The 23,252-nt window shown below is 61.1% G+C and carries 32 protein-coding genes; 28 read left to right on the top strand and 4 right to left on the bottom strand.

Features of this window, described 5'->3' with window-relative positions; all coding sequences use genetic code 11:
* The first annotated feature begins 35 nt into the window (after window positions 1-35).
* The 17 genes from rplV (at window position 36) to map (ending at window position 9,412) form a co-directional block, all read left to right on the top strand.
* On the top strand, window positions 36-422 hold the full coding sequence (gene rplV / locus BAUR9175_RS13155; RefSeq protein WP_009883564.1) for a 50S ribosomal protein L22: 387 nt from the start codon (window positions 36-38) through the stop codon (window positions 420-422).
* Complete coding sequence (gene rpsC, locus BAUR9175_RS13150) at window positions 422-1,243, top strand: 30S ribosomal protein S3 (RefSeq protein ID WP_009883563.1); 822 nt, start codon at window positions 422-424, stop codon at window positions 1,241-1,243. The genes rplV and rpsC overlap by 1 nt, the downstream gene beginning before the upstream one ends.
* Before the next feature lie 3 nt (window positions 1,244-1,246).
* Window positions 1,247-1,663 (top strand): 50S ribosomal protein L16, encoded by a 417-nt coding sequence (gene rplP / locus BAUR9175_RS13145; protein WP_009883562.1) that lies wholly within the window; start codon window positions 1,247-1,249, stop codon window positions 1,661-1,663.
* A gap of 2 nt (window positions 1,664-1,665) precedes the next feature.
* A complete protein-coding gene (gene rpmC / locus BAUR9175_RS13140; RefSeq protein ID WP_009883561.1) occupies window positions 1,666-1,917 on the top strand; it encodes a 50S ribosomal protein L29 in 252 nt (83 codons plus the stop codon).
* A complete protein-coding gene (gene rpsQ, locus BAUR9175_RS13135; protein ID WP_009883560.1) occupies window positions 1,917-2,204 on the top strand; it encodes a 30S ribosomal protein S17 in 288 nt (95 codons plus the stop codon). Before rpmC ends, rpsQ begins: the two co-directional genes overlap by 1 nt.
* A 144-nt stretch (window positions 2,205-2,348) precedes the next feature.
* Window positions 2,349-2,717, top strand: coding sequence for a 50S ribosomal protein L14 (gene rplN / locus BAUR9175_RS13130; protein WP_009883559.1), 369 nt, complete (start codon window positions 2,349-2,351; stop codon window positions 2,715-2,717).
* A 2-nt stretch (window positions 2,718-2,719) separates the two neighbouring features.
* Window positions 2,720-3,088 (top strand): 50S ribosomal protein L24, encoded by a 369-nt coding sequence (gene rplX / locus BAUR9175_RS13125; protein ID WP_009883558.1) that lies wholly within the window; start codon window positions 2,720-2,722, stop codon window positions 3,086-3,088.
* The gene (rplE, locus tag BAUR9175_RS13120; protein WP_009883557.1) at window positions 3,088-3,657 is read left to right on the top strand and encodes a 50S ribosomal protein L5; all 570 of its coding nucleotides are present in this window, start codon (window positions 3,088-3,090) and stop codon (window positions 3,655-3,657) included. Before rplX ends, rplE begins: the two co-directional genes overlap by 1 nt.
* A 69-nt stretch (window positions 3,658-3,726) precedes the next feature.
* Complete coding sequence (rpsH, locus tag BAUR9175_RS13115; protein WP_009883556.1) at window positions 3,727-4,125, top strand: 30S ribosomal protein S8; 399 nt, start codon at window positions 3,727-3,729, stop codon at window positions 4,123-4,125.
* A gap of 16 nt (window positions 4,126-4,141) precedes the next feature.
* On the top strand, window positions 4,142-4,678 hold the full coding sequence (gene rplF / locus BAUR9175_RS13110) for a 50S ribosomal protein L6 (RefSeq protein WP_009883555.1): 537 nt from the start codon (window positions 4,142-4,144) through the stop codon (window positions 4,676-4,678).
* Between the two features lie 2 nt (window positions 4,679-4,680).
* On the top strand, window positions 4,681-5,061 hold the full coding sequence (gene rplR, locus BAUR9175_RS13105) for a 50S ribosomal protein L18 (protein WP_009883554.1): 381 nt from the start codon (window positions 4,681-4,683) through the stop codon (window positions 5,059-5,061).
* On the top strand, window positions 5,058-5,750 hold the full coding sequence (rpsE, locus tag BAUR9175_RS13100) for a 30S ribosomal protein S5 (RefSeq protein WP_069599776.1): 693 nt from the start codon (window positions 5,058-5,060) through the stop codon (window positions 5,748-5,750). The genes rplR and rpsE overlap by 4 nt, the downstream gene beginning before the upstream one ends.
* Window positions 5,750-5,932 carry a 50S ribosomal protein L30 gene (gene rpmD, locus BAUR9175_RS13095; RefSeq protein ID WP_009884970.1) on the top strand — a complete coding sequence of 61 codons (183 nt, stop codon included), beginning with the start codon at window positions 5,750-5,752 and terminating at the stop codon, window positions 5,930-5,932. The genes rpsE and rpmD overlap by 1 nt, the downstream gene beginning before the upstream one ends.
* 1 nt (window position 5,933) lies before the next feature.
* Window positions 5,934-6,386: a 50S ribosomal protein L15 gene (rplO, locus tag BAUR9175_RS13090; protein ID WP_009884969.1), complete on the top strand. Its 453-nt coding sequence runs from the start codon at window positions 5,934-5,936 to the stop codon at window positions 6,384-6,386.
* Window positions 6,387-6,667: 281 nt separating this feature from the next.
* Window positions 6,668-7,969: a preprotein translocase subunit SecY gene (gene secY, locus BAUR9175_RS13085; protein ID WP_009884968.1), complete on the top strand. Its 1,302-nt coding sequence runs from the start codon at window positions 6,668-6,670 to the stop codon at window positions 7,967-7,969.
* Between the two features lie 43 nt (window positions 7,970-8,012).
* Entirely contained in the window at window positions 8,013-8,579 is a 567-nt protein-coding gene (locus tag BAUR9175_RS13080) for an adenylate kinase (RefSeq protein WP_009884967.1), read from the top strand.
* A complete protein-coding gene (gene map, locus BAUR9175_RS13075) occupies window positions 8,576-9,412 on the top strand; it encodes a type I methionyl aminopeptidase (protein ID WP_009884966.1) in 837 nt (278 codons plus the stop codon). Before BAUR9175_RS13080 ends, map begins: the two co-directional genes overlap by 4 nt.
* A 39-nt stretch (window positions 9,413-9,451) precedes the next feature.
* Here the strand turns inward: map and BAUR9175_RS13070 are convergent, their stop codons facing one another.
* A complete protein-coding gene (locus tag BAUR9175_RS13070) occupies window positions 9,452-9,697 on the bottom strand; it encodes a hypothetical protein (RefSeq protein WP_009884965.1) in 246 nt (81 codons plus the stop codon).
* A gap of 79 nt (window positions 9,698-9,776) precedes the next feature.
* On the opposite strand from BAUR9175_RS13070, the gene BAUR9175_RS13065 reads away from it, so the two are divergent.
* On the top strand, window positions 9,777-10,661 hold the full coding sequence (locus BAUR9175_RS13065; RefSeq protein WP_009884964.1) for a hypothetical protein: 885 nt from the start codon (window positions 9,777-9,779) through the stop codon (window positions 10,659-10,661).
* Window positions 10,662-10,691: 30 nt separating this feature from the next.
* On the opposite strand, the gene BAUR9175_RS13060 is transcribed toward BAUR9175_RS13065, so the two are convergent.
* Complete coding sequence (locus BAUR9175_RS13060; protein WP_009884963.1) at window positions 10,692-11,837, bottom strand: MalY/PatB family protein; 1,146 nt, start codon at window positions 11,835-11,837, stop codon at window positions 10,692-10,694.
* A gap of 162 nt (window positions 11,838-11,999) precedes the next feature.
* Between BAUR9175_RS13060 and BAUR9175_RS13055 the strand changes: the two genes are divergently transcribed.
* The 7 genes from BAUR9175_RS13055 (at window position 12,000) to rplQ (ending at window position 16,623) form a co-directional block, all read left to right on the top strand.
* Window positions 12,000-13,223: an MFS transporter gene (locus BAUR9175_RS13055; RefSeq protein WP_069601307.1), complete on the top strand. Its 1,224-nt coding sequence runs from the start codon at window positions 12,000-12,002 to the stop codon at window positions 13,221-13,223.
* 274 nt (window positions 13,224-13,497) lie between these two features.
* Complete coding sequence (gene infA, locus BAUR9175_RS13050) at window positions 13,498-13,719, top strand: translation initiation factor IF-1 (protein ID WP_009884961.1); 222 nt, start codon at window positions 13,498-13,500, stop codon at window positions 13,717-13,719.
* Window positions 13,720-13,780: 61 nt separating this feature from the next.
* On the top strand, window positions 13,781-13,894 hold the full coding sequence (gene rpmJ, locus BAUR9175_RS13045; protein ID WP_009884960.1) for a 50S ribosomal protein L36: 114 nt from the start codon (window positions 13,781-13,783) through the stop codon (window positions 13,892-13,894).
* A 189-nt stretch (window positions 13,895-14,083) separates the two neighbouring features.
* Window positions 14,084-14,452 carry a 30S ribosomal protein S13 gene (gene rpsM, locus BAUR9175_RS13040; protein ID WP_009884959.1) on the top strand — a complete coding sequence of 123 codons (369 nt, stop codon included), beginning with the start codon at window positions 14,084-14,086 and terminating at the stop codon, window positions 14,450-14,452.
* 51 nt (window positions 14,453-14,503) lie between these two features.
* A complete protein-coding gene (rpsK, locus tag BAUR9175_RS13035; RefSeq protein WP_009884958.1) occupies window positions 14,504-14,908 on the top strand; it encodes a 30S ribosomal protein S11 in 405 nt (134 codons plus the stop codon).
* A 150-nt stretch (window positions 14,909-15,058) separates the two neighbouring features.
* The gene (locus tag BAUR9175_RS13030; RefSeq protein WP_009884957.1) at window positions 15,059-16,057 is read left to right on the top strand and encodes a DNA-directed RNA polymerase subunit alpha; all 999 of its coding nucleotides are present in this window, start codon (window positions 15,059-15,061) and stop codon (window positions 16,055-16,057) included.
* A gap of 23 nt (window positions 16,058-16,080) precedes the next feature.
* On the top strand, window positions 16,081-16,623 hold the full coding sequence (gene rplQ / locus BAUR9175_RS13025) for a 50S ribosomal protein L17 (RefSeq protein ID WP_029417661.1): 543 nt from the start codon (window positions 16,081-16,083) through the stop codon (window positions 16,621-16,623).
* A 78-nt stretch (window positions 16,624-16,701) separates the two neighbouring features.
* Here rplQ and BAUR9175_RS13020 read toward each other — a convergent pair whose 3' ends face one another.
* Both BAUR9175_RS13020 and BAUR9175_RS13015 read right to left on the bottom strand, forming a co-directional pair.
* A complete protein-coding gene (locus BAUR9175_RS13020) occupies window positions 16,702-18,519 on the bottom strand; it encodes an acetate--CoA ligase (RefSeq protein ID WP_009884955.1) in 1,818 nt (605 codons plus the stop codon).
* Entirely contained in the window at window positions 18,512-19,249 is a 738-nt protein-coding gene (locus tag BAUR9175_RS13015; RefSeq protein ID WP_009884954.1) for an IclR family transcriptional regulator, read from the bottom strand. The genes BAUR9175_RS13020 and BAUR9175_RS13015 overlap by 8 nt, the downstream gene beginning before the upstream one ends.
* A 190-nt stretch (window positions 19,250-19,439) precedes the next feature.
* Here BAUR9175_RS13015 and BAUR9175_RS13010 point away from each other — a divergent pair, with 190 nt between their 5' ends.
* From BAUR9175_RS13010 to BAUR9175_RS13000, 3 genes are all read left to right on the top strand, one after another.
* Window positions 19,440-20,345, top strand: a complete 906-nt coding sequence (locus BAUR9175_RS13010) for an ABC transporter ATP-binding protein (RefSeq protein ID WP_009884953.1) — start codon at window positions 19,440-19,442, stop codon at window positions 20,343-20,345.
* A 107-nt stretch (window positions 20,346-20,452) separates the two neighbouring features.
* Entirely contained in the window at window positions 20,453-22,381 is a 1,929-nt protein-coding gene (locus tag BAUR9175_RS13005; RefSeq protein WP_009884952.1) for an AMP-binding protein, read from the top strand.
* Window positions 22,378-23,250: a branched-chain amino acid ABC transporter permease gene (locus tag BAUR9175_RS13000; RefSeq protein WP_009884951.1), complete on the top strand. Its 873-nt coding sequence runs from the start codon at window positions 22,378-22,380 to the stop codon at window positions 23,248-23,250. Before BAUR9175_RS13005 ends, BAUR9175_RS13000 begins: the two co-directional genes overlap by 4 nt.
* The last annotated feature ends 2 nt before the right edge of the window (window positions 23,251-23,252 follow it).

Below are 23,252 nucleotides of genomic sequence, written 5' to 3'. Positions count from 1 at the left end.
CACTCTTACGATCCTAGACAAGAGAGAAGGAAGCGATGGAAGCCAAGGCTAAGGCGCGTTACCTGCGCGTCACGCCTCGCAAGGCTCGGCGCGTCATCGACCTCATTCGTGGTCAGCAGGCGACCGAAGCACTTGCAGTGTTGAAGTTTGCAGAACAGTCGGCATCAGATCCGATTTACAAGCTCGTTGCCTCAGGTATCGCCAATGCGCGTACCCGGGCCGACGAGGAGGGCATTGCGTTCGACGAGAACGAACTGGTCATCTCCGAAGCATTCGTGGACGAGGGACCAACCATGAAGCGGTTCCGCCCGCGAGCTCAGGGTCGCGCTTTTCGCATCGAAAAGCGCACAAGCCACGTTTCAGTGGTCCTGGCCAGCGGTGACGACCTGCCTCAGCGCAAGAGCCGGAAGGGGAACCGTTAATGGGCCAGAAAATCAATCCGAACGGATTCCGACTCGGAATCACCACGGATCACAAATCAAAGTGGTTTGCTGACTCGACTAAGCCGGGACAGCGCTACAGCGACTACGTGCTCGAAGATGTGAAGATCCGACAGATGATGACCAAGGGCCTAGAGCGCGCTGGCATCTCCAAGGTGAACATCGAACGCACACGTGACCGTGTCCGAGTTGACATCCACACTGCCCGCCCGGGCATTGTCATTGGACGTCGTGGAGCCGAAGCCGACCGCATCCGCGGCCAGCTCGAAAAGCTCACCGGCAAGCAGATTCAGCTCAATATCCTTGAGGTGAAGAACGCAGAGATCGACGCGCAGCTCGTGGCTCAGGGAGTTGCCGAGCAGCTCGCCAGCCGCGTGGCATTCCGCCGCGCTATGCGCAAGTCGATCCAGAGCGCCCAGCGCGCAGGTGCCAAGGGCATCCGCGTGCAGTGCTCCGGCCGCCTCGGCGGTGCTGAGATGAGCCGTTCCGAGTTCTACCGTGAAGGTCGTGTGCCTCTGCACACCCTCCGCGCGAACATCGATTACGGCTTCCACGAAGCACACACCACATTCGGGCGCATCGGCGTCAAGGTGTGGATCTACAAGGGCGATATGACCGACAAGGAGCTTGCTGCCGAGCAGGCTAAGGCTCCTGCAGCTCGTGGCCCCAAGGGCCGTGGGCGCGGCCGTGGAGGCCGTGGTCGTGGTCAGGAAGGCGCAGCAGCACCGCGCCGGAACGACGCAGCGCCGAAGACCGAGAACAACGCCGAAGCCCCCGCGGCTGAGGCCGGATCGGAGGGCTGACACATGCTGATCCCTCGTCGGGTTAAGTACCGCAAGCAGCACCACCCCAAGCGGGGCGGCGCAGCCAAGGGCGGCACCAAGGTGTCTTTCGGTGACTACGGCATCCAGGCCACTGAGCCTGCCTACATCACCAACCGGCAGATCGAAGCCGCACGTATTGCCATGACGCGTTACATCAAGCGTGGTGGCAAGGTGTGGATCAACATCTACCCAGATCGACCGCTGACGAAGAAGCCTGCCGAAACCCGCATGGGTTCCGGTAAGGGTTCGCCGGAGTGGTGGGTCGCCAATGTCAAGCCGGGTCGGGTCATGTTTGAACTCGCCGGTGTGTCCGAGGAAGTTGCTCGCGAGGCGCTGCGTCTCGCGATCCACAAGCTTCCGCTCAAGGCCCGTATCGTGGCCCGCGAAGGTGGTGAGTGAGTATGGCAATCGGTTCGAAGAACCTTTCCATGGACGCACTTGACGGTTATGACAACGAGCGTCTGCTCGAGGAGCTCAAGAAGGCCAAGGCCGAGCTGTTCAACCTGCGCTTCCAGTCGGCCACCGGCCAGCTGGAGAGCCACGGTCGTCTCAAGGCCGTGCGTCGCGACATCGCTCGTATCTACACCGTGCTCAATGAGCGGGAATTGGACATTCGTCCGAACCCTGCTGACGCTAAGGAAGAGGACAAGTGATGGCGGAGACCACCAAGCCCGAGGCAACGCCTGCGGACCGTAACTCCCGCAAGACTGCGCGTGGTTACGTTGTTTCCGACAAGATGGAGAAGACCATCGTCGTTGAGGTTGAGGAGCGCAAGACGCACCGCCTCTACGGCAAGGTCCTCCGCCAGTCGGTGAAGTACAAGGTTCACGATGAGGAGAACGCCGCTGGAATCGGCGACCTCGTCCTCGTGTCCGAAACGCGGCCGGTTTCGTCCGCGAAGCGCTGGCGGCTCGTCGAGATCATCGAACGCGCCAAGTAAGCCGACGCCACCCCTCCCACCCGGTCCCGCCCACGGTCTCCAGCAGATCGTGGGCGGCTACCGGGAACGGGGTGAAATGTCATTAATCCGTTCCGCAAGGCTCATCCAATCGTGTGAGAACCGGCGCGACGACAGGAGAAAATAGTGATTCAGCAAGAGTCGCGACTCAAGGTCGCCGACAACACTGGTGCCAAGCAGATCCTGGCAATCAGGATTCTGGGTGGTTCCGGTCGGCGTTATGCCTCGATCGGTGACACCATCGTGGCAACCGTCAAAGACGCAATTCCTGGTGGAAACGTGAAGAAGGGTGACGTCGTCAAGGCTGTCATCGTTCGCACCGCCAAGGAACGCCGTCGTCCCGATGGTTCGTACATCAAGTTCGATGAGAATGCAGCAGTCATTCTCAAGACTGATGGCGAACCACGCGGAACCCGTATCTTCGGACCCGTGGGACGCGAATTGCGCGACAAGAAGTTCATGAAGATCGTCTCCCTGGCACCGGAGGTGTTGTGAGCATGGCGAACAAGCTCAAGATCAAGAAGGGCGACCTCGTCCAGGTGATTGCAGGCGCCCGTCAGTCACGTGGTGGCGATCGTGGGAAGCAGGGCAAGGTTCTTGCCGTGTACCCGGAACGCAACCGTGTCCTCGTTGAGGGCATCAACCGCGTGATCAAGCACAAGAAGGCAACGCAGACTCAGGCCGGCGGCACTGCCGGTGGCCGTGAGACTCACGAAGCCCCAATCCACGTGTCCAACGTGGCGCTCGTTGATCCCAAGGACAACAAGCCCACCCGCGTCGGATACCGCGAGGAAACCGTTGAACGCGATGGTCGCAACAAGACCGTTCGCGTCCGCGTCTCGCGTCGCACCGGGGAGGAGATCTGATGACGGAAACAACAACGAGCCGTCCAGCGCCACGCCTCAAGCAGGTTTACCGCGATGACATCGTGGCGAAGCTGCAGGACGAGTTCAACTACGCAAACCCCATGCAGGTTCCCGGACTGACCAAGGTCGTCGTGAACATGGGTGTGGGTGACGCAGCACGCGATTCGAAGCTGATCGAAGGCGCAATCAACGATTTGACTCTGATCACCGGTCAGAAGCCAATCGTGACTCGGGCGAGGAAGTCGATCGCCCAGTTCAAGTTGCGCGAAGGCCAGCCCATTGGAGCCCACGTCACCATGCGCGGCGCCCGTATGTGGGAATTCGTCGACCGTGTCATCTCTCTGGCACTTCCGCGTATCCGCGACTTCCGCGGCCTCTCGGATCGTCAGTTCGACGGGAACGGTAACTACACCTTCGGTCTCACGGAACAGTCCATGTTCCACGAGATCGACCAGGACCGGATTGACCGTGTCCGAGGTATGGATATCACAGTTGTGACTACAGCGAGCACCGACGACGAGGGACGTGCTCTTCTGCGCCACCTCGGGTTCCCGTTCAAGACCAAATAATCGCTACGTCGCAGGTCCAAGCGCGCACTGCGCGGGCGGAAACCGTGACGAGGAAGGGCTAGAGCCCAAATGACAATGACTGATCCAGTCGCAGACATGTTGACACGTCTGCGTAACGCCAACTCGGCTTATCACGAGGACGTCAGCATGCCGTTCTCGAAGCTGAAATCCAACATCGCTGAGATCCTCAAGAGCGAGGGCTACATCACCGGTTGGAGCGTCGAAGACGCTCAGGTCGGTAAGACCCTGCTCATGGACCTCAAGTTCGGTCCTAACCGTGAGCGTTCGATCGCCGGCCTGCGCCGTGTGTCGAAGCCCGGACTGCGCGTCTACGCGAAGTCGACCAACTTGCCCAAGGTCCTCGGTGGACTCGGCATCGCCATCCTGTCGACATCGTCAGGTCTCCTGACCGATCGCCAGGCCGCCAAGAAGGGTGTGGGTGGGGAAGTCCTCGCCTACGTCTGGTAAGGAAGGAGAGAAGAATATGTCACGTATTGGCAAGAACCCGATCTCCGTCCCGAATGGCGTAGAGGTCAAGATCGACGGCCAGGATGTCGCCGTCAAGGGACCGAAGGGCGAACTGTCCGTCACCATCGCCGAGCCGATCACCGTATCGCTCGAAGACGGCGTCGTGACAGTGGCCCGTCCGAACGAAGAGCGCGAATCGCGTTCTCTGCACGGACTGTCCCGCACGATGATCAACAACATGATCGTCGGCGTGACCGATGGCTACTCGAAGGCTCTCGAGATCGTCGGCACCGGTTACCGCGTGCAGGCCAAGGGATCGAACCTCGAGTTCGCTCTGGGCTACAGCCACTCGATCACCGTCGAACCTGCTGAGGGAATCTCCTTCACGGTTGACGGACAGACCAAGCTGGCAGTTCACGGCATCGACAAGCAGCTGGTCGGAGAGACCGCTGCCAACATCCGTAAGCTGCGCAAGCCTGAGCCTTACAAGGGCAAGGGTGTGCGCTACGTCGGAGAAAATGTCCGTCGCAAGGTCGGAAAGGCTGGTAAGTAGAGATGGCCTTTGGCAAAAAGGAAAGCTACGGCAAGGGCAGGGCTGCGGCCCGCAAACGTCGTCACGCTCGTCTGCGCAAGCATGTCAGCGGTACGCCGGAACGTCCTCGCCTGTCAGTGACTCGCTCCACGCGCCACGTCTTTGTCCAGGTCATCGACGACACCGTCGGCAAGACCTTGGCATCGGCCTCCACCATGGAAGCCGACCTTCGCACACTCGAAGGTGACAAGACCGGCAAGGCCCACAAGGTCGGCGAACTGGTAGCCCAGCGCGCCAAGGAAGCCGGCATCGAAGCCGTCGTATTCGACCGTGGCGGCAACGCCTACCACGGCCGTGTGCAGGCAATCGCCGAAGGTGCACGTGAAGGAGGATTGGCCCTATGAGCACTGAAGAGAACAAGGAACAGCAGCCAGCTGCTGAAACCCGTACCGATAACAACAGTGATCGCTCCTCACGTGGTCGCGGTCAAGGCGGTCAGGGTGGTCAGGGCGGCCAGGGTCGTGGACGCGGCGAAGGCCGTGGACGCGGCGGTCGCGGTGACCGCGAGGAGAAGAGCCAGTTCATCGAGCACGTCGTCACGATCAACCGCGTGTCGAAGGTCGTCAAGGGTGGACGTCGGTTCTCCTTCACCGCCCTCGTCGTCGTCGGTGACGGAGACGGCATGGTCGGAATGGGCTACGGCAAGGCGAAGGAAGTTCCTGCAGCCATTGCCAAGGGTGTCGAGGAGGCGAAGAAGAGCTTCTTCCGCGTCCCTCGCATCCAGAAGACCATTCCGCACCCGATCCAGGGCGAGACCGCTGCCGGTGTCGTCATGCTTCGACCTGCTGCTCCCGGTACCGGCGTCATCGCCGGTGGTCCGGTGCGTGCGGTCCTCGATGCTGCCGGCGTTCAGGACATCCTGTCCAAGTCGCTGGGATCAGCTAACGCAATCAACATCGTTCGCGCGGCGATCAAGGCTCTCCAGAGCCTCGAACGCCCAGAGCAGGTTGCGGCACGCCGTGGTCTGCCTGTGGACGAGGTCGCCCCTCACGCATTGCTGCGGGCGGCTGCTGAAGGCGAGAGGAAATCCTGATGGCAAAGCTCAAGGTAACCCAGCGCAAGTCCGATATCGGTGGCAAGCCGAACCAGCGCGCGTCGCTGCGTTCGCTTGGACTGAAGCGGATCGACGATGTGGTGGTGTGCGAAGATCGCCCCGAACTCCGGGGAATGATCAACGTCGTGCGTCACCTCGTGACTGTGGAAGAGGTGGATTGATATGTCGAACGATGACTCACTCAAGGTCCACGATCTCCGTCCTGCTCCCGGAGCGAAGACCTCCAAGACCCGCGTTGGTCGTGGTGAAGCTTCGAAGGGCAAGACAGCCGGACGCGGAACCAAGGGCACACGTGCCCGTTACCAGGTTCCTCACGGCTTCGAGGGTGGACAGACTCCGATGCACATGCGTCTGCCTAAGCTGCGTGGGTTCAAGAACCCCGCGAAGGTGACGTTCCAGGTTGTCAATCTTGACAAGCTGTCGGCCTTGTACCCAGAGGGCGGCGACGTCACAGTCGCCGACCTGGTGGCCAAGGGCGCCGTGCGTCCGAAGCAGCCAGTGAAGGTTCTGGGCACCGGTGAGATCACCGTGGCTCTGAACATCACTGCAGACAAGGTCTCGGGTTCAGCACTCGAAAAGATCAAGGCTGCAGGCGGAAGCGTCAGCGAAGCCTGAATGACTCCCGCACAGCGGGTCTGAGGATTTCTCAGGAAGGGGCGGTCACGCAAGTGACCGCCCCTTCGTCGTCCCTGTTTCACGGCTCTGAGGACCGTCACCACAACCGGTAGAAGTGGGTGAGGACACAGTCCCGCCGACAACGGGCCCTACCCGCGGCCCAACGGGCCTCTCGGTTTCAGCCTGACGGTCATACCCTGGTAGTCTTTTGCAGGTATTTGACTCGTTCGCCAGGTCGTATCTGCGACCCTGACTTTTTCATCCCCCAATGAGGAGGACGCTTGATCGGCGCAATTCGGAGGGCCTTCAGAACGCCCGACTTGAGGAACAAACTCCTCTTCACCCTGGGCATTCTTGTCATCTTCCGCCTCGGTTCGTTCATTCCCTCGCCGGGAATCGACTACACCCAGGTTCAGGAGTGCGTGGCATCCCCTCAGCTGAATGAGGGCGGGTTCGCAATGATCAACCTGTTCAGCGGCGGCGCACTGCTGCAGCTGTCGATCTTCGCTCTGGGCATCATGCCCTACATCACCGCCAGCATCATCGTCCAGCTCCTGCGCGTGGTCATTCCGCGTTTCGAGTCCCTCCACAAGGAGGGCGCCTCAGGTCAGGCCAAGCTCACTCAGTACACGCGCTACCTCACCATCGGTCTCGCCGTGCTCAACGCCACCACACTGGTTGCGACCGTGCGCTCCGGTGCCCTCTTCGGCCGGATCGAAGGCTGCACCGACCTCATCACCAATGACACCTGGTGGGGCATCTCCGTCCTCGTCGTCACTTTGGTGGCAGGCACCGGCCTCATCATGTGGCTCGGCGAGCAGATCACCGAGCACGGTGTCGGCAACGGTATGTCGCTGCTCATCTTCACCTCCGTGGCATCGGCGTTCCCCTCCTCGCTGGGAGCCATCTTCCGCGAGCAGGGTGTCGACATCTTCCTCATCGTCATCGCAGTCGGACTCGTGCTCGTGGCACTCGTCGTCTTCGTCGAGCAGTCCCAGCGACGCATTCCGGTCCAGTACGCCAAGCGCATGGTCGGACGCCGGATGTTCGGCGGAACTTCGACCTACATCCCGATCAAGGTCAACATGGCCGGCGTGATCCCCGTGATCTTCGCATCCTCGGTTCTCTACCTGCCCAGCCTGATCTCGCAGTTCTTCGATCCGGAGAGCAAGTGGGTGGAGTGGATCAACACCTACTTCACACGCGGGGACCACCCGATCTACATCGCCACCTACGCACTGCTGACGATCTTCTTCGCATACTTCTACGTCGCGATCACCTTCAACCCGGAGGAAGTCGCGGACAACATGAAGAAGTACGGCGGCTTCGTCCCCGGCATTCGTGCCGGACGACCCACAGCCGACTACCTGAGCTTCGTGCTCAGTCGTATCAACTTCCCGGGCTCGCTCTACCTGGCCTTCATCGCGCTGATCCCACTGATCGCGCTCGTGCTCATCAACGCGAACCAGAACTTCCCGTTCGGCGGCACCTCGCTGCTGATTGTGGTGGGAGTCGGCCTCGAGACCGTCAAGCAGATCGACGCACAGATGCAGCAGCGTCATTACGAGGGCCTGCTGCGCTGACCGTTCCCGACCCGCGGAAATCTATTGGAAGGACACACACCTTATGAGCTCACGCATCATCCTGATCGGCCCTCCCGGCGCCGGCAAAGGCACCCAGGCCGCGCGCCTGTCTGAGGCGCTGAACGTCCCGGCCATCTCGACCGGCGACATCTTCCGTGCCAACGTGAAGGGCGAGACCGAACTCGGCAACCTTGCCAAGCGCTACATGGACGCCGGAGAGTACGTTCCCGACGAGGTGACGAACTCCATGGTCGCTGATCGTCTGGGCCAGCACGACGCTGCCGAGGGATTCCTCCTCGACGGCTACCCGCGTACCAGCGCACAGGTCGACGAACTCGATCGGATCCTCGCTGCTGAGGGCCACGAGATCGAACAGGTCGTCGAACTCACTGCAGACGTCGACGAGGTTGTCGCTCGTCTGCTGGCGCGTGCACAGACCGAGGGCCGCAGTGACGACAGCGAGGATGTCATCCGTCACCGTCTCGACGTCTACGCCGAGCAGACGCAGCCGCTGACCGACATCTACCGCGAACGCGGTCTGCTGCGCCAAGTGGACGGCCTCGGCGAAGTCGCCGAGATCACCGACCGGATCCTCGACTCCATTCGATGATCTTCGGTCCCCGGATCGAGCTGAAGTCACCCGAGCAGCTGGTCACGATGCGCCGGGCCGGTCTGCTCACGAGCGCAGTGCTCAAAGCCGCCCGTGAGGCGGCTGTGCCAGGCGCAACCACCGCCGAGGTGGACGCGGCTGCCGAGGCTGTCATCACCGAGGCCGGGGCCCAGTCCAACTTCAAGGGTTACCAGGGTTTCCCCGCCGTCGTGTGCATCTCCGTCAATGAGGAGATCGTGCACGGCATCCCTGGGGACAAGGTCCTCAAGGCCGGGGATCTCGTGTCGATCGACGGCGGAGCCATCGTCGACGGTTTCCATGGGGATTCGGCATTCACCATGATCGTCGGCGGCGACTCCGCCGGCTCGAGCGCCGATATCGCGCTGTCGCGGGCGACGGAGAAGGCGATGTGGGTCGGCATCGCCGCGTTCGCCGCCGGAAACAAAGTCAGCGACATCGGTGACGCAATCGACGATCATGTCTCAAGCGAGGCTCCTGAACTCGGGCTGGTGGAGGAATTCACCGGCCACGGCATCGGCACTGCCATGCACATGCCGCCCGAGGTGCTGAACTATCGTGCGAAGTCGAACGGACCGAAGATCAAATCCGGAATGTGTCTGGCAATCGAGCCGATGCTCACAGCCGGCAGCAGCGAGACCATCACCCTGGCAGACGACTGGACCGTCGTGACAGAGGATGGTTCGCGTGCGAGCCATTGGGAGCACAGCGTCGCCAAGCATGATGGGGGAGTCTGGGTACTCACTGCTGAGGATGGGGGAGTGGCGGGACTGGCACCGTTCGGAATCACACCAGTCCCTCCGGCAGGCTCCTGAGTCCGAAGAACGACCAGGCAGCCGTGCCGATGGTTCGGTTCACGGTTGTGGAGTTCGCTGCGTTCGTTTGAGATCGTTCGTCGTGACGATGTGTATGATGACGAACAGTGCCGAACCTGACATGAGGCTCAGCGCGAACATCCACGCTGCAGTGACCTGAATGTCGAAACCTGCGATCATGAAGGCCACAAAGGTGATGAACGCTGTGATCGATGCGGTCAGGACCGCGGTGGTCCGTGCCCTCTGAAATACTCGTAGATTCGTTTCGTATGCCTCGTCGTCCATGACGCTGCTCCTTGTGTTCGGGGCCGATTTCAGCGGCCGTCTCAACACTATCGTTGTGATTTCACGTTAGGATCTGGTCATGACGGGTGTCCACGATCACACGAAACGTTCGGCAGATGTGGGCGATCGGTATCGCCTGACCAGGATCGCCTTTGACGTCATCTCTGCTTTCGGCTGTCTCCGCGCGCAGGGACTTCCGGGTCCTGTCATCGTCGGGATCCTCGATGAACACGGCTATTCGTCCTCAAGCGTGCACAATCAGCTGGTGAGGATGGTCCACCGGAGCATTCTGACCAGTGAAAAGGTCGGTCGGGTGACGGTCTACCGGTTAGGCGAACGCATTCTCTCCGGATTCATGGACATCGCGGGTGACCGGGAGGCGCCGACGTTCGATGGCTGTTTCCATTCTGCCCTGTACTCGATTCCAGAGACCTCGCGGATGCTGCGCGACCGGTTCCAATATGTGGCCAGGATGCTCGGATATCGGCAGCTGCGCCCGGGCCTCCTGCTGTCCTTCGCCGATCTCTCTTATGAGCTCTCCGCGCAGCTGCCCGAGGTCGCCGAGCCGGGGTGGTGCGAATTTGCGACGATACGGCCCGAGAGCCAGGAGGCAGCCGTACGAATGACCTCGCGGGCCTTCGACCTGGAGGCGGCGTCTCTGCAGCTGCCACGCCTCGAGGATGCTCTTGCCGCCTTGAGCCTGAACGACAGACAGCCGGGAGCCGGACATCCGGACATGTCGCTGGTGAAGTTCTTCGACATCTACTTTCAGGTCGCCCAGGCGGTCATGTCCCATCCGATACTTCCGCCCGCGCTGGTGGGACCGGATCAGCCGGCTCTGCGTTTTCGCACGCTGATGGACCGGTGCAATCTGGAGTACTACCTGAGGTTCGATCAGCAGCTGTTGGAGCGCGCAGACGCCAGTTCGGCCTTCGACCTCATCGAATGGCTGCCGAACAGATAAGACAAGCTGGCAGACGCCGGCGACCTCAGCTCAGAGCGCAGAGGCGATGCGTTCGATCGCTCCGGTCAGGAGCGGGCGGGGGAGGGCGAAGTTGAAGCGGATATGGCCCTCTCCGACCTCGCCGCACAGTCGGCCTTCCGTGATGGCGACGTGGGCACGTTCGTTGAAGTGCTGAGACAGACCGGTCTCGAGACCGTATCCGCGCAGATCCAACCAGGCCAGGTACGTCCCCTCAGGCGGGAGGAATGTGGCATTGGGCAGATGAGCGGAGACCAGATCGGTCAGCAGTTCGCGATTGCCTTTGAGATAGGCAGTGATCTCATCAAGCCAGTCTCCGGACTGGGTGTAGGCGGCCGTGGTGGCGAGAATGCCTGGATTCGATGCAGCGCCGGAGACGAAGTTTCCCTTCTCGGCCCAGATCTCTCTGTCCTTCTCACTGCTGAGGATGAGCTGCGCGCATTTGAGTCCGGGGATGTTGAATGCCTTGGAGGCGGCGGTCGCGGTGGCGGTATGCCCCGCGGTGGTCTCATTCAGGCTCGCATAGGAGATGTGACGGGCCGGCGCATAGACGAGGGGTGCGTGGATCTCATCGGAGAACACACGCGCACCATTGCGCTCGACCACCTCGGCGAGGGCCAAGAGCTCAGCTTCTGTGTAGACCTTGCCGATCGGGTTGTGGGGATTGCACAGCACCAGAGTGGCACCCGGCACCAGGGCCGAGTCGAGGGCGTCGAGGTCGACGGACCAGCCGGTCTCGGAGCGGATCATCGGCACCTCGAAGAGCTCGCGCCCGGTGACCTTGGCGACGTCGAAGAAGGGCATGTAGGCAGGGGTCGGAAGGACGATCGGGGTGTCTGCCGGGGTCAGGTGTGTGAGGATGCCCAGGAAGCTGGCGATGACGTCGCTGGCCAGTTCGACGTGATCGGTCGGGAACTGCCAGCCGTAGCGTTCGGCACAGAACGCCGAGGTGGCCGACTTGAGGTCGGAGACGATCGACTGCGGTGCATAGCCGTAGAGGTCACGCTCATCGACTTCGCGCAGTGCCTGACGCACACCCGGTGCGACTCCGAAGTCCATTTCGGCGATGAATGCGCCGAGGCTGCCCGGAAAGCTCGACCACTTCCGGCCGCCCTTGGCGATGAGTGATTCTTCTGTGATCGAATCCAGGTTCTGCACGTGATGCTCCTTCGATGGCCGGTGTGCGACTGTCGGTTTTCACGCTAGCAGGGCAGGCAGCCGTTTTGGCGCCCGTTCCGACATGCACGGTCACGGACTACAGTGGAACCGGCGGCACGAGCCGCTGCCACGATGACAGCCCATGAAGATGTGGAGGCCGGGATGCCAGCACAATCGCACTCTGTCTTCCGGCGCAACCAGTGGGCGCTGAGTCTGGCACAGCTCTTCTCCGGCATCGGCATCGCCACGGGGTTCGCCGTCGGTGGGATCCTCGCCGAGCGTCTGACCGGTCGGACCGAACTCGCCGGATTCGCGCAGACTGCGTCCATCCTCGGCGCGGGGCTCCTCGCGGTTCCCCTGGCGAAGCTGGCCGAGCGCAGAAGCCGCAGACTGGCACTGGCCAGCGCCTACGCGATCGCCCTCTGCGGTGCCATTCTCATCGTGTCGGCCATCCTCCTTGGCATCGACATCGCCTTCTTCATCGGCATGGGCTGCTTCGGCGCAGCGACGGCCGCGGGACTGCAGGGACGCTATGCGGCCACCGATGCCGCTCCCGACCACCTCAAGGGCTCCGCCATGTCCGTCGTCATCTGGGCCACGACCATCGGCTCCGTGATCGGACCCAACCTCTCCGGCCCTGGTGCCGGCATCGGGCGAGCCCTGGGGCTCGATCCTCTGGCCGGGCCCTTCGTCATCGCCATCGCCGGCTTCGGTCTCGCCCTGCTCAGTGTGCTGTTCCTGCGCCGGCTCACCCCCGCCACCCGGGACAGTTCCTCGACCTCCCCGCGCCGAGGCGGCACCTGGCAGGCCATCCGACGATCCCCGAGTGCACTGATGGGACTGCTGAGCGTCGTCACCGGGCACATGATCATGGTCGCGACCATGGTGATGACGCCGCTGCACATGGACCATCATGGGCTCGGCCTCGAACTGATCGGCATCACAATCGGCGGTCATATCCTCGGCATGTACGGGCTTTCGCCCGTCTTCGGCTACCTCACCGACAAGTACTCCGCCGGACGAGTCATCCTCGGTGGGCATGCGCTGTTCGCGCTGTCGCTGGTCCTCGGGCTCATCGATGCGCTGGGGGAGTCCTCGTTCCTGCGGCTGTCGGTGGCCCTCTTCGTTCTGGGACTCGGATGGAGCGCGTGCCTCATCGCCGGATCCACCCTGCTGACGAAGGAGATCGACCCCACCCATCGCATGTCGGTCCAAGGACTCTCCGATGCGGGAATGAATTTCGGGGCTGCCGCGCTGGCGGCTCTGTCGGGGCCACTGCTGGCAATCGGCGGGTTCGCCGCGATCACCCTGATGGGCTTCGTCGTGCTTGCCGTAGCCGTCATTGCGAGCATCCGGGCGGGGTACGGCACCGCGCATACGACGTGAGCTCGGGCCAGCCTCGGCGATGGTGGCGGTGATTGTAGGGGAGTTCGCGCGGGGAATCCAGCACCGTGTGGAAGAATATCCGACGATAGTGTAGGGTTGTTGATTGGTCTGTTCTCACTCAACTCACCCTTTTTCAGTTGTGGGCGGCATCTGCCATCCGCAACTTTTCATGTGGTGGGGTGAAACGCAGACCATGGGGTCGTCGGGGTAAATCGACGATACACGATTACGTCGAACGCGAAGTTTTCGCGGGAATACGAGGTTAGCGAACGATATGGCCAAAAAAGAAGGGGTCATTGAGATCGAAGGCTCTGTTGTCGAAGCCCTCCCGAACGCATCGTTCCGGGTCGAGCTGAGCAACGGACACAGGGTGCTTGCGCATATCTCAGGGAAGATGCGACAGCACTACATTCGAATCCTGCCCGAGGACCGGGTCATCGTGGAGCTGTCTCCATACGACCTCTCGCGTGGACGAATCGTTTACCGCTACAAGTAAGGATCTTCGATCATTCGTACCCGCCCCTGCGCAGGGGTAAGGGTCGGAAGAAGGAAAAACCATGAAGGTTAAGCCAAGCGTCAAGAAGATCTGTGAGAATTGCCAGATTACCCGCCGTCACGGCCGGGTCATCGTCATCTGCTCCAACCCGCGTCACAAACAGCGCCAGGGTTGAGCAGCTCTTCGAGCAGATAGAGGCACCCGCAAGGGGCTTCAGCAGCACCACACCCGCGCAGACCTCGCCAGCACCACCGCCTTCTGAGGCAGTGACAGGGCGACACCTTCGGTCGGGGGCCGAGGACCTTGGGAAACCAGGGACAGGTCTGCATCAGCACCTCCGGAACTACAACAGGAGATAGTACCTATGGCACGACTTGCCGGAGTCGACATCCCGCGTGAAAAGCGCGTGGAGGTCGCCTTGACTTACATCTATGGTGTGGGCCGCACCCGTGCGAGCCAGACCCTGACAGAAACGGGAATCAGCCCTGATACCCGTGTGAAGGACTTGAGCGATGCCGAGCTCGTCCAGCTGCGTGACTATATCGAGGGCACATTCCAGGTTGAGGGTGACCTCCGCCGTGAGGTTGCTGCCGACATTCGCCGCAAGGTGGAGATCGGAAGCTACGAAGGCCTGCGTCACCGCCGCGGTCTCCCGGTTCGCGGACAGCGGACCAAGACGAATGCGCGTACCCGTAAGGGACCGAAGCGCACCGTGGCCGGTAAGAAGAAGTAACATGCTCACCCGGTTGACCAGCATCAACCACCTCGATCAGGAGTAAAACACATGCCTCCCAAGTCACGCGCCGCTACAGTGCGCAAGCCTCGCCGTAAGCTCAAGAAGAATATCGTTGCCGGCCAGGCACACATCAAATCAACGTTCAACAACACCATCGTGTCGATCACTGATCCGACCGGTGCTGTCATCTCCTGGGCCTCCTCAGGTGAGGTCGGCTTCAAGGGTTCGCGCAAGTCGACCCCTTACGCCGCGCAGATGGCCGCGGAGTCCGCTGCCCGTCGCGCACAGGAGCACGGCCTCAAGAAGGTCGACGTCTTCGTCAAGGGACCAGGTTCGGGACGCGAAACCGCGATCCGTTCGCTGCAGGCCGCCGGTCTGGAACTGGGCACCATTCAGGATGTCACTCCAGTTCCGTTCAACGGCTGCCGTCCCACCAAGCGCCGCCGCGGCTGATCCTTCCGTGTATCTGCAACCGATGACGGGCCTTGCCCCGGCGTCAGTCGCAGGACGGATTCCAAGATAAACCGAACCGTTCTTCATGGCTACGGCCATGACGTGCAGTGCGAACGTCATATAGCGGATGTTCGCTGAAAGGAAGCACACGTGCTCATTGCACAGCGCCCAACGCTCACGGAAGAAGTCGTCTCCGAGAATCGCTCACGGTTCGCCATCGAACCACTCGAGCCAGGATTCGGCTACACCCTCGGCAACTCGCTTCGTCGTACCCTGCTGTCGTCGATTCCAGGTGCCGCCGTCACATCCATTCGGATTGATGGAGTGCTCCACGAGTTCAGCACCGTTCCAGGAGTCAAGGAGGATGTCACTGAATTCATCCTCAACCTGAAGTCCCTGGTCGTGTCCTCGGAATTCGACGAGCCGGTCGTTGCCTACCTGCGCAAGCAGGGCCCAGGCACCGTGACTGCCGCCGATGTCTCCGCTCCTGCCGGAGTCGAGATCCATAACCCGGATCTGCATATCGCCACGTTGAATGGTGAAGGCCGTCTGGACATGGAGCTGACCATCGAACGTGGACGCGGTTACGTTTCGAGCGCTCAGAACAAGAATGCGGATGCAGAGATCGGTCGGGTCCCCGTTGACTCGATCTACTCGCCGGTTCTCAAGGTCACCTACAAGGTCGAGGCTACTCGTGTTGAGCAGCGCACCGACTTTGATCGCCTGGTGCTCGACATTGAGACCAAGCCGTCGATGACCCCTCGTGATGCGATTGCATCCGCGGGTAAGACATTGGTCGAACTCTTCGGCCTGGCTCGGGAACTCAACGTCGAAGCCGAAGGCATCGAGATCGGACCCTCGCCGGTTGACGCAGCCCTGGCTGCTGATCTGGCACTGGCCATCGAAGATCTCGATCTGACCGTGCGCTCCTACAACTGCCTCAAGCGCGAAGGCATCCACACGGTCGGCGAACTCGTTGCTCGCAGCGAAGCCGATCTCATGGATATCCGCAACTTTGGTTCGAAGTCGATCGACGAAGTGAAGGCCAAGCTCAACGAGCTGGGTCTGAGCCTCAAGGACAGTCCCGCCGGGTTCGAAGCCGGTCTCGTTGATGAGGACCAGTCCTACGTCGAAGACGAACAGTACTGATTAAGACCTAGGAGTAAGACACTATGCCAACCCCAACCAAGGGTCCTCGTCTCGGAGGCTCCCCAACACACGAGCGCATGATGCTCAACAACATGGCTGCTGCCCTGTTCGAGCACAAGAAGATCACCACGACCGTGACCAAGGCCAAGCGCCTGCGTCCGGTTGCGGAGCGCATGATCACCCACGCTAAGAAGGGCGACCTCGCCGCCCGTCGTCGCGTGCTCGGAAAGATCGGCGACAAGTCGATCGTGCACGAGCTGTTCACCTCGATCGCCGAAACCATGGCCGAGCGTCCCGGTGGATACACACGTATCACCAAGATCGGTCCTCGTGCCGGTGACAACGCGCCGATGGCCGTCATCGAACTGGTTCTCGAGCCCTACTCGCCGAAGCAGGCAACTGTGAAGGAAGCCGAGCAGGCCACCGAGACCGCTGCGACCACGAGCAAGACCGAAGAGGTCGTCGAAGAGGCTCCTGCAGAGACCACCGAGGAAGCAGCCGATTCGGCCGCAACCGACGAGGTCGCTGAAGAGGCAACTGACGAAAGCGCTGAAGAGACCAAGTAAGGACTCTTTGACGCAACATCTCAGGCGGGCACCCAATGGGTGCCCGCCTGATGTGTATTGTGGGTGCGTTTGGAAGATTCAGCCGGACAGGCGCAGCCACGTGTCTCCTCGTTGGAGACGAGCCGTGACCTCTTCGGCCAGCTCTATCTTGGGGAGATCGACTGTGCCGGCATCAACGAATACCACCGCCCGTGGCCGGCCGAGTCCGCCGAGCACATCATGGACCGAATTCATGATCTCCGAGGCAATAGACGAATCGTCGACTTCGAAGTCGACTGCTCCGGATGCTTCAGGAACAGTGGCCACGACCGCGGCGACAGCACGGCCGAGGCCTTCTCGGCGAATGACCAGTGCGCTGGAACTGTGCACAAAGGGATGATCGTCGATGACGTTCTCGACCGCAGACAGAGAGATGAGCTGACCGGAGATCGAGACCAGATCATCGAGCCTTCCGTGATGGATGACCTCTCCCGTGGTGGAGAACGTGACGCGATCGCCGGTCGCATAGCGGTCGGGACCGAATCGCTGCTGTTTGTCGCGAGTCGACGAGCTGCCGGGTCCCTCCCAGCTTCGCACCTGTCCAGGTAACGGCGTCGTGAGCACCATCTCCCCGGTCTCACCCGGTCTGATCGTCTGCCCATCGTCGGCGATGACGTGGAGCCCACAGTCCGGCATGGTTGCGGAGGCATGCCGAAGGTAGACAATGCCGCCGAGGAGGACCTGCCCCCATCCGTCGATCACTTCAGTGCCGTGTGCCTTGAATCTCTCTCGCAGCCATGCCTTGAGCTCGGGTTCCACCGCTTCCCCCGCAGTGATGATCCGCCGAATTCCGGAGTTCGCCTGATTGTGCGATTCGTCCTCCCATTCACGAATGCTTCGCATGACTGAGGGGGCGGTGAGGAAGGTCGAGACGTTGAACCTTGAGATGATCTGTCCTGCGCGGTCACGGTTCGGGATATCGAGAGTGCCTTCATAGAGAATGGCGGTGTCGCCGAAGAGCAGTGGGCCCAGCAGGCCATGCCACTGGGAGACCACCCAACTGGCATCGCCGGCACACCAGAGGTTGCCCGGCCCGCGGATCGCCCTGTGAAATGCCGCGATGTTGGGCAACAGCTGCCCCACGGTATGCGAGGTCAGCAGGGCTGGTGAGTCGTGTGATGCCACGAGGGCACGGCAGAGAGTAGTGTCCACGTCGACTGCCGATGTCGGAGAGACGAATCTTGCGGCATGCCTGCGGTCCCTGTTCGACTCCAGCAGGTCGGAGTACCAATGGTCACCGACGAACCATGCGACATCCATTCCCGTCCGCCGCACGACGATCGTATGCTCGACACTCTCGATTGCGGCGAGGGCATCGTCAACCCGGTGCTTGGTCGGAATGATCGACCCGTGTCTCCATGCGCCGTCCTGGGTGACCACAAGAGTCGGATTGAGTTGGGCGAACTTCTGGGAGAGCGCTTCGACGGGTAGTGAAACAGGGATGAGAGTCCACGGCGCACCCAACCCAGTGCAGGCAAGCATGGCGACAGCGGTCGACGGAAGCCACCCGGTATGGAGAGCCACACGGTCTCCGGCGCCGACTCCGAGTTTCTGCAGTGCGGCGGTAAAGGTCGCCACGTCATCTGCCAGCTCACGGTAGGTCAATGATTCGCGGTCACCAGGTTCTCCCTCCCAGTGGAGGGCGAGTCGATCGGAGTGCGTGTCCAGATGGCGCAGGAGCAGGTTGTGAAGCGCGTCGATTCTGGCTCCCGGGAACCATGTCCCACCTGTTGGATCCGGTCGGAACAACTCATCAGGTTCGACTTCCCAGTCAAGGGTGTTGATGATCGGTCGCCAGTTACTCTCAATGGAACTCACGTGATTGCCGATCATATCTGCGTTCTGTCTGTCAGGCATGGATGATGGTCCTTCCGCAGGTCATTGCGGTCCGGGCGAGTGCCGCACCGGTTCGGTCGATCTGAGCGGCTTCTGCAGCCGACTCGACATCGGCACACAGCGCCGCAACGACCATGCCTGAGGCGTCGCGGATCGGCACCGCAACCTGTGCAGGATGGACCATGTCCTGGCTGGGCACATGAATGTAGTCGGCCCGAGCCCACACGTCTCGATCAGTGTCCGAGATCTGCGGATCCTCCTCGATGACCCTCGACCAGTGATCCGCGGGGGCATGGGACAGGAGAACTCGGCCCGGAGCTGACCTTGTTACGGGTTGGGTGGTTCCCGGGGATCTGAATGCCCCCCGATCATCGGCATCGATCTGATCAATGCACACGACTTCGCCGTCGACGAGGATGTGGATCGAGACCGTCGCGTTCAGCTGGTTGCGCAGAGAGACAGCAAACGGGGCGAAGGCAGTCGCGACCGGATGGCGCGACACGAAGTGGTTTGACAGGCGAGTCAGCTCCGGCCCGAGGCCATATCTCGCGGTGGTCGGATCCTGACTGACGAGTTTCGCGATCGTCAAGGAGCGCAGGAGCCGATGAACAGTGGGAACTGACATCCCCGACTCCTGAGCTAGTTCTGTCAGGTGGTGGAAGGCGGGCCCCTGTGCCAGGAGCTCGAGGAGTCGGCTGGCGTTTCTGATCGTGCCCAGACCGCCTCGGGCACCGGACTCGTTGTCGGTCATTTGTGCACCTCTGATCGCCGATTGCTTCTTTGGAAGCTTAACTCTCGAGAGACGATTCTGACAATAACAACACGCTTTCTCCAAAAGGTATTGCATTTCACATAGTGACAAACTACGATCACTAGTGAAGTGAATGTCGTCACAGTGAAGCGGCGCATTCGTTCCCGTCATTCGAATGTGAGGAGACCAAGTGCGCACACGTGCCTATCAGCACTCGCTGAGTGGGAGTTCGATGCCTGCCGGGCAGCCATTGCTCGAGGTTGAGGCGCTGTCACTGGCCTTTGGCGGAGTCAAGGCGCTGTCCGAGGTGTCATTCACCGTGACGAGTGGTTCGATCCACGCGGTGATCGGGCCGAACGGAGCGGGAAAGTCCTCGCTGCTCAACTGCGTCTCGGGACTGTATCGTCCCACTGCCGGGTCGATCGTCCTCAACTTCGTGGCCGGCGAAGAGGGCCGCAAGCGGACACAGCGGATGTCGGCATCCTCTGACGAAGACGACGCTGCGGAAAAGTCCATCGAGCGACGCGCACTGACTCGTCTGAAACCGAATCGTGTCGCTCGCCTCGGCGTGGCCCGCAGCTTCCAGAACATCGAACTCTTCGACCAGCTCAGCGTCTTGGAGAACATCATGTTGGGCCGCCACATCCATATGAAGCAGAATCTTGCGTCGGCGTTTCTCTGGACGGGCCCCGCGAGGAAACAGGAGATCGCCCATAGGGTGATCGTCGAAGAGGTCATTGATCTTCTCAAGCTGCAGGCCGAACGTTCGAAGCCGGTAGGGACGCTCGCCTACGGAATCCAGAAGCGCGTCGAGCTGGCACGAGCACTGGCAATGCAGCCAGCGCTGCTTCTCCTCGATGAGCCGATGGCGGGGATGAACGCAGAGGAGAAGGAGGACATGGCGCGATACATCCTCGACGTTCATGAACTCGCCGGTGTGACGATCGTTCTCATCGAACACGATATGAATGTCGTCATGGACATCTCTCAACAGGTCACTGTCCTTGATTTCGGCAGAGTCATCGCTGATGGAACGCCCGATGAAGTCATGAACAACCCGGCCGTCGTCGAAGCCTACCTGGGGGCCCAGAAATGATTCCACGCACGATCGAGACGCCTCCTGCAGATTCCGCAGGCGGACGGGGTAGCCAGGGCAACGCGGCGTCTTCCATCACAGAGACCATGCCGCAGCACCTGAGGAATTTGGCCACCACCGATCCCACCGGTGTAGCAATGCAGGAGAAGCGGTACGGGATCTGGCAGCCGATGACCTGGCAGCTGTACTACCAGCGCGTCCGGGAATTCTCATCTGGTCTGGCCGAACTGGGTGTCATCCGGGGCGACATCGTAGCGGTCCTCGGCGACAATCGGCCAGAATGGCTCATCGCCGAATTAGCTGCTCAGACGTTGGGGGCCAGCGTCGTGGGAATCTATCCGACCTCGATCGGCGATGAGCTCACCCATATCCTCGAATCCTCGGCAGCTCGAGTCGTCGTGGCAGAAGACCAGGAACAGGTCGACAAGCTTCTGGCGCTCAAGACTGCTCAAGAGGCCGCGGGCCTGGCCTTCGGCATCGACACCATCGTGTTCTACGATCCGCACGGACTCGAACAGTACACCGACAGCATTCTCCTCGACTTCACAGAGGTCGAAGCCAGGGGAGCGCGGGCGCTTGCCACGAACTCGGACTGGCTGGATTCCCAGATGTCCCAAGGCGATGTTGATGACATAGCGGTCATCTGCACCACGTCCGGAACCACCTCGAAGCCGAAACTCGCCTACCTCAGTCATGCGAATCTGCTGAGCATGGCAGCGAATCTCGATTCGATCGACCCGATCACACCGAACTATCGCTACGTCTCGATACTGCCTTTTGCGTGGATCGGTGAACAGATGCTCGCCGTGGCATGCGGGCTGCTCAAGGGGATGGCGATTTCGTTCCCCGAAGACGCTTCGACTCAACGAGCCGATATGCGCGAGATCGGGCCAGACATCATGTTCGCCCCTCCTCGCATCTGGGAGTCGATGCTCTCGGAGGTTCAGGTTCGCATCGACGAAGCCGGCAAACTCAAACGGGCCGTCTTCGGCTGGGGATACCAGATCTCAGACCGCATAGCCGCGGAAGCAGCCTCTGGTCGGCGCGCGGGAACCGGGCTGAAGATGCTCGGCAAACTTGCGAACCTCGTGGCCACACGTCCGATTCGCGAACAATTGGGCCTGACCCGAATGAAGCGCTGCTACACCGGCGGTGCCCCCTTGGGGCCCGACGTGTTCCGGTTCTTCCATTCGATCGGTGTCAACCTCAAACAGATCTACGGCCAAACAGAGATCTGCGGAATCGCAGTCGTCCACCGCGACGACGACATCTCCTACACCTCGGTCGGCACTCCGATCCCAGGAACCGAGATACGCTTCTCCGCCGATCATGAGATCCTGCTGCGGTCGTCCTCGGTGTTTCGCGGATATCACCGGAACCCGGAGGCCACGGCCGAAGCCGTCGATACTGACGGATGGCTGCACACATCTGACGCAGGATATCTCGACGAACATGGTCATCTCGTTGTCGTCGACCGTCTGAAAGATGTGAAGTTCGCAGCCGATTCGACGATGTTCTCCAACGCCTTCATCGAGAACAAACTCAAGTTCTCTCCCTATGTCGAAGAATCGGTGGTCTTCACCGACGGTGCGGCGGTCACCGCCATCATCACCCTTGATCCCTCCACCGTGGGTGCATGGGCAGAGCATGCGAAGCTGCCCTACACCACCTATACGGATCTGGCGGCCAAACCGGAGGTCTTCGACCTTGTCGCCGAAGAGATCGTTCGTGCCAACGAAGATCTGTCCGAGGCCATCCGCGTCTCCCGATTCGTTCTCCTCCATAAGCAGTTCGACCCGGACGACGACGAGATCACTCGAACTCGCAAAGTCCGCCGCTCGGTCATCGCACAGAGGTATGGCCCGATCATCGACGCACTGGATTCCGGAGCCGAAGACGTCACAGTCGATTCGACGATCACCTACCAGGACGGGACCACGCTTTCCCGCGAGATCCCGCTGCGAATCTATGACCTCTCCACTTACACGATGCCCACCGATGCGGCTCGCCGCCAAGTTTGGAGCGGACGCAAATGAGCACCTTCGTCTCTCTGTTCATCTACGGTCTGTCCGAAGGCGCCATCCTCGCGCTCGCCGCACTCGGATTCGTCCTCATCTACAAAGCCACCGGCGTCATCAACTTTGCTCAGGGCGAGTTCCTGCTCATCGGTGCCTACACCTTCTACACGGCGTTCGTGATCCTCCGGCTGCCGATCGTCGTGGCCGCGCTCGTCGGTGTGGTCGCGGCCGTGATCATCGGCGTGCTGGTCGAGCGATTCATCCTCCGGCCCATGGTCGGGCAGAGCCACATCTCGATCATCATGGTCACGATCGGACTGGCAGGACTGCTGTCCGCTCTGGTGCAGATGTTCTTCGGCACGCAACCCAGATCAATGCCGCCGCTGTTCCCTCGCACCCAGCTCGAGATCCTGGGGGCGCACATTCCCGCCAACCGGCTCTGGGTGCTCCTGGTCGCAGGGATCGTGCTCACATTGCTGACGCTGTTCTTCCAACGATCGAAGCACGGAATCGCGATGCGCGCGGTCGCCGACGATCAGCAGGCAGCGATGACGGTCGGCATTTCAGTCCGGCGGGTCTTCGCACTGTCCTGGGCTCTGGCGGCAGTATCCGCCCTCATCGCGGGAATACTGCTCGCGGACGTCACCACGGTGGAGATGAATCTCGTCAACTTCGGACTCCTTGTGTTTCCAGTCGTCATCCTCGGTGGGCTCGACTCGGTGCCCGGCACGATCGTCGGTGGGCTGACGATCGGTCTGATCTCCCAATTCGTGGCCGGATACTTGGATCCCGGCCTCGCCGAGGTGGCACCCTACATCGTCCTTGTCCTCATACTCCTGGTTCGCCCCTATGGCGTATTCGGTGAGAAACGCATCGAAAGGGTCTGAAA

The sequence above is a fragment of the Brevibacterium aurantiacum genome (assembly GCF_900169065.1).
Lineage (GTDB): Bacteria > Actinomycetota > Actinomycetes > Actinomycetales > Brevibacteriaceae > Brevibacterium > Brevibacterium aurantiacum.
Note: the sequence above shows the minus strand (reverse complement) of the source record. Positions and strands in the feature narration are given on the sequence as shown.

Bases quoted from the DNA above. Each gene is read 5' to 3' on its own strand.
- rplV (WP_009883564.1), top strand. From the start codon at position 36: ATGGAAGCCAAGGCTAAGGCGCGTTACCTGCGCGTCACGCCTCGCAAG.
- rpsC (WP_009883563.1), top strand. From the start codon at position 422: ATGGGCCAGAAAATCAATCCGAACGGATTCCGACTCGGAATCACCACG.
- rplP (WP_009883562.1), top strand. From the start codon at position 1,247: ATGCTGATCCCTCGTCGGGTTAAGTACCGCAAGCAGCACCACCCCAAG.
- rpmC (WP_009883561.1), top strand. From the start codon at position 1,666: ATGGCAATCGGTTCGAAGAACCTTTCCATGGACGCACTTGACGGTTAT.
- rpsQ (WP_009883560.1), top strand. From the start codon at position 1,917: ATGGCGGAGACCACCAAGCCCGAGGCAACGCCTGCGGACCGTAACTCC.
- rplX (WP_009883558.1), top strand. From the start codon at position 2,720: ATGGCGAACAAGCTCAAGATCAAGAAGGGCGACCTCGTCCAGGTGATT.
- rplE (WP_009883557.1), top strand. From the start codon at position 3,088: ATGACGGAAACAACAACGAGCCGTCCAGCGCCACGCCTCAAGCAGGTT.
- rpsH (WP_009883556.1), top strand. From the start codon at position 3,727: ATGACAATGACTGATCCAGTCGCAGACATGTTGACACGTCTGCGTAAC.
- rplF (WP_009883555.1), top strand. From the start codon at position 4,142: ATGTCACGTATTGGCAAGAACCCGATCTCCGTCCCGAATGGCGTAGAG.
- rplR (WP_009883554.1), top strand. From the start codon at position 4,681: ATGGCCTTTGGCAAAAAGGAAAGCTACGGCAAGGGCAGGGCTGCGGCC.
- rpsE (WP_069599776.1), top strand. From the start codon at position 5,058: ATGAGCACTGAAGAGAACAAGGAACAGCAGCCAGCTGCTGAAACCCGT.
- rpmD (WP_009884970.1), top strand. From the start codon at position 5,750: ATGGCAAAGCTCAAGGTAACCCAGCGCAAGTCCGATATCGGTGGCAAG.
- rplO (WP_009884969.1), top strand. From the start codon at position 5,934: ATGTCGAACGATGACTCACTCAAGGTCCACGATCTCCGTCCTGCTCCC.
- BAUR9175_RS13080 (WP_009884967.1), top strand. From the start codon at position 8,013: ATGAGCTCACGCATCATCCTGATCGGCCCTCCCGGCGCCGGCAAAGGC.
- map (WP_009884966.1), top strand. From the start codon at position 8,576: ATGATCTTCGGTCCCCGGATCGAGCTGAAGTCACCCGAGCAGCTGGTC.
- BAUR9175_RS13070 (WP_009884965.1), bottom strand. From the start codon at position 9,697: ATGGACGACGAGGCATACGAAACGAATCTACGAGTATTTCAGAGGGCA.
- BAUR9175_RS13065 (WP_009884964.1), top strand. From the start codon at position 9,777: ATGACGGGTGTCCACGATCACACGAAACGTTCGGCAGATGTGGGCGAT.
- BAUR9175_RS13055 (WP_069601307.1), top strand. From the start codon at position 12,000: ATGCCAGCACAATCGCACTCTGTCTTCCGGCGCAACCAGTGGGCGCTG.
- infA (WP_009884961.1), top strand. From the start codon at position 13,498: ATGGCCAAAAAAGAAGGGGTCATTGAGATCGAAGGCTCTGTTGTCGAA.
- rpmJ (WP_009884960.1), top strand. From the start codon at position 13,781: ATGAAGGTTAAGCCAAGCGTCAAGAAGATCTGTGAGAATTGCCAGATT.
- rpsM (WP_009884959.1), top strand. From the start codon at position 14,084: ATGGCACGACTTGCCGGAGTCGACATCCCGCGTGAAAAGCGCGTGGAG.
- rpsK (WP_009884958.1), top strand. From the start codon at position 14,504: ATGCCTCCCAAGTCACGCGCCGCTACAGTGCGCAAGCCTCGCCGTAAG.
- rplQ (WP_029417661.1), top strand. From the start codon at position 16,081: ATGCCAACCCCAACCAAGGGTCCTCGTCTCGGAGGCTCCCCAACACAC.
- BAUR9175_RS13020 (WP_009884955.1), bottom strand. From the start codon at position 18,519: ATGCCTGACAGACAGAACGCAGATATGATCGGCAATCACGTGAGTTCC.
- BAUR9175_RS13015 (WP_009884954.1), bottom strand. From the start codon at position 19,249: ATGACCGACAACGAGTCCGGTGCCCGAGGCGGTCTGGGCACGATCAGA.
- BAUR9175_RS13000 (WP_009884951.1), top strand. From the start codon at position 22,378: ATGAGCACCTTCGTCTCTCTGTTCATCTACGGTCTGTCCGAAGGCGCC.